This is a genomic window from Streptomyces carminius, from assembly GCF_002794255.1.
Classification (GTDB): Bacteria; Actinomycetota; Actinomycetes; order Streptomycetales; family Streptomycetaceae; genus Streptomyces; species Streptomyces carminius.
In genome coordinates this window covers 1-2,784 of record NZ_PGGW01000036.1, presented here as the reverse complement: position 1 = coordinate 2,784, position 2,784 = coordinate 1, and the positions used below count along the sequence as shown (strand labels likewise).

At 72.6% G+C, this 2,784-nt stretch carries 3 protein-coding genes; all 3 read left to right on the top strand.

Going from position 1 to position 2,784, the window contains the following annotated elements:
* The coding region (locus CUT44_RS08900) for a CPBP family intramembrane glutamic endopeptidase (RefSeq protein WP_199185655.1) at positions 1-790 on the top strand (790 nt) is incomplete at its 5' end.
* 25 nt (positions 791-815) lie between these two features.
* Positions 816-2,036 (top strand): sensor histidine kinase, encoded by a 1,221-nt coding sequence (locus CUT44_RS08895; protein WP_100201629.1) that lies wholly within the window; start codon positions 816-818, stop codon positions 2,034-2,036.
* 5 nt (positions 2,037-2,041) lie between these two features.
* A complete protein-coding gene (locus CUT44_RS08890) occupies positions 2,042-2,734 on the top strand; it encodes a response regulator (protein ID WP_100201597.1) in 693 nt (230 codons plus the stop codon).
* Positions 2,735-2,784 lie beyond the last annotated feature (50 nt).

The following is a 2,784-nucleotide window of genomic DNA, read 5'->3' as shown; positions in this document are numbered from 1 at the left end:
GCGTTCTCCGCTGGGCTGGATGCTGACGGGGATGGTCGGCATCGGCCTGGTCTCGGGCCTGACGGCGACCGGCCCCGGCCCGGTGCCGGTGCTGGGCGCGGTCGCCGCGGTGGCCGTGTACTGGCTGGTCATGCGCCGTGTCGCACGACGCTCCACGCCGGAGATCGCCCGGGCCGGGGCCGGCCGGGAAGTGCTGCTGGGCGGTGGGATCGGCCTGGGCTTCATCCTCGTCTCCGCCCTCCTGATCACGGCATTCGGAGGCTATTCGTTCTCCTGGGCGGGTGATGGCTTCATGTCGGTCGTCTGGACCGCGGTGGTGGTCCAGATCGGCGCCGCGGTCACCGAGGAGTTGCTGTTCCGCGGTCTTGCCCTGCAGGCTCTGGAGCAGTTGTGGGGCAGCCGGGCCGCCCTCGTGATCACCTCGCTGTTCTTCGGTGTCGCCCATCTGGGAACCCCGGGCGCGAACGCGTGGAGCGCAGTGGCGATCGCTCTGGAGGCGGGCGTCCTGCTCGGAGCCGCGTTCCTGTGGCGGCGTAACATCTGGTTCGTCGTGGGGCTGCACTTCGCCTGGAACCTCACGCAGCAGCTGCTCGGCATCCCGGTCTCCGGACACGCCCCCGAGGGTCTGTTCACCGTCGACACCCACGGCTCCGCCCTTCTGACCGGCGGCAGCTTCGGTCTGGAGGCGTCGATCATGCCCGTCCTCATGGGCGTGGCCATCGCCGCCCCGATGCTCGTCCTCGCCCGCCGGAACGGCGGAATCAGGACCCGCCGGCACACGAGCCGCTGAGACAGACCGACCGGAGGAAACCGACATGATGTCCCGTCAGGCGCCCTGGAGCCTCCCGCTGCTCCGGGCGCCGCTCGACTGGTGGCAGGAGCGGGGTGCCTTTTTCAAGGACGGCATCCTCGCCCTGACGCTCACCCTGCTGACCCTCGTGCCGACCCTGTCCAACCTCGGCGCGCAGCTCGGCGACCTGCCCGAGCGGCCGGCGAACGTACTGGGTGTCGGGCTGGTCCTGGCCCAAGCCCTGCCGCTGGCGGTCCGCCGCAGGTGGCCCGCGGCCTGTCTGGCCGTCGTCGCGGGCGCGTTCGCCGTGCACCAGGCGCTGGGCTTCCCGACGACCTTCGCGAGTATGGGACTGTATGTGGCCCTGTACTCCGCCGGTGCCCATCAGGTCCGCTTCCGCCGCAGTCTGGCCGCCATGGCGAGTGCGGGCTACGCCGTGCTGGCCGTCGTCCTGGACCGCCTCGGCTCGCCGCTGTCGGTACCGGACTACCTCGCGTTCTATCTGGCTCCGGCCGCGGCCTGGCTGGTGGGGAGTACGGTGCGCGCGCGGCGGACGGAGGAGGCGGAGCGGCGGCGGCTGGCCGCCGAGGCGGCCACGGCCGCCGAGCGGGCGCGGATCGCCCGCGAACTGCACGACGTGGTCACCCACCACGTGACGGCCATGGTGGTCCAGGCCGACGCGGCGCAGTTCCTGCTCACGTCCGCGCCGGAACGCGCCGGCGAGGGACTGACCGCCGTCAGCGACACCGGCCGCCGGGCGCTGACGGAACTGCGGTACCTGCTCGGCGTCCTGGAGGCGACCGGCGAGTCGGCGTCCGCGGACCCGGCGCGCGCGGGCCGGGCACCCACCCTGGGGCGGGTGGGGGACCTGGTCGAGCAGGCCCGCAGGTCGGGCCAGCCGGTCGGGTTCAGCGAGCAGGGTGAGCGGCGGCCGCGGAGCGTGGACGTGGAACTGGCCGCGTACCGGGTGGTGCAGGAGGCGCTCACCAACGCCATGAAGTACGCGGCAGGCAAGCCGGCACGGGTCCTGCTCCGGCACGGTGCCGAGCACATCGAGATCGAGGTGACCACCGACGGACCGGTCGCCGCACCGGTCACGCGGAAGCCGGGCCCCGCGGGCGGACGAGGACTGGCGGGGCTGCGTGCACGGGTGCGGATGCTCGATGGTGAACTGGAGGCCGGTCCCCGGCCCGAGGGCGGGTTCGAGGTCCGCGCCACGATTCCGTCCAGGCCCCTTCAGGAGTGACCCCAGTGAACGACGCGCCGCCACCGATCAGTGTGCTCGTCTGCGACGACCAGGCGCTGGTGCGGACCGGCTACGTCACCATCTTCTCCGCGCAGCCCGACATGGAGGTCGTCGGGGAGGCCGAGAACGGCCACGAGGCGGTCCAGGCCGCGCGGCGGCTGCGCCCCGACGTGGTCGTGATGGACATCCGGATGCCCCTGCTCGACGGCATCGAGGCGACACGGCAACTGGCCGGCCCCGACACCGAGGACGCGCCGAAGGTCCTGGTCGTCACCACCTTCAACGTCGACGCCTACGTCTACGACGCGCTGCGCGCCGGAGCGAGCGGCTTCCTCCTCAAGGACGCGCCCCCGGCGGAACTGGTGGGCGGCATCCGCACCGTCGCCCGGGGCGAGGCCCTACTGGCACCCGCCGTCACCCGCCACCTCATCGGCCACTTCGCCCAGCATCTGCGACCGGCCGACACCTCCCGGCCGGCCAGGCAGGACATCGTGCGCGCACTGACCCCCCGCGAGCTGGAAGTGCTCCGGCTGATCGCCGAGGGGCTGTCGAACGCGGAGATCGCCGCGGCGATGTTCATCACGCCCGAGACCGTCAAGACCTATGTGTCGCGCATCCTGGCGAAACTCGGCCTGCGCGACCGCGTCCAGGCCGTCGTCCTCGCCTACCGGGTCGGACTGGCGTCCGACACGCCGTGAACCGGCACGGTCGTGTGCCCGAGGCACAGCGCCGCCCACCCGGCAGACCA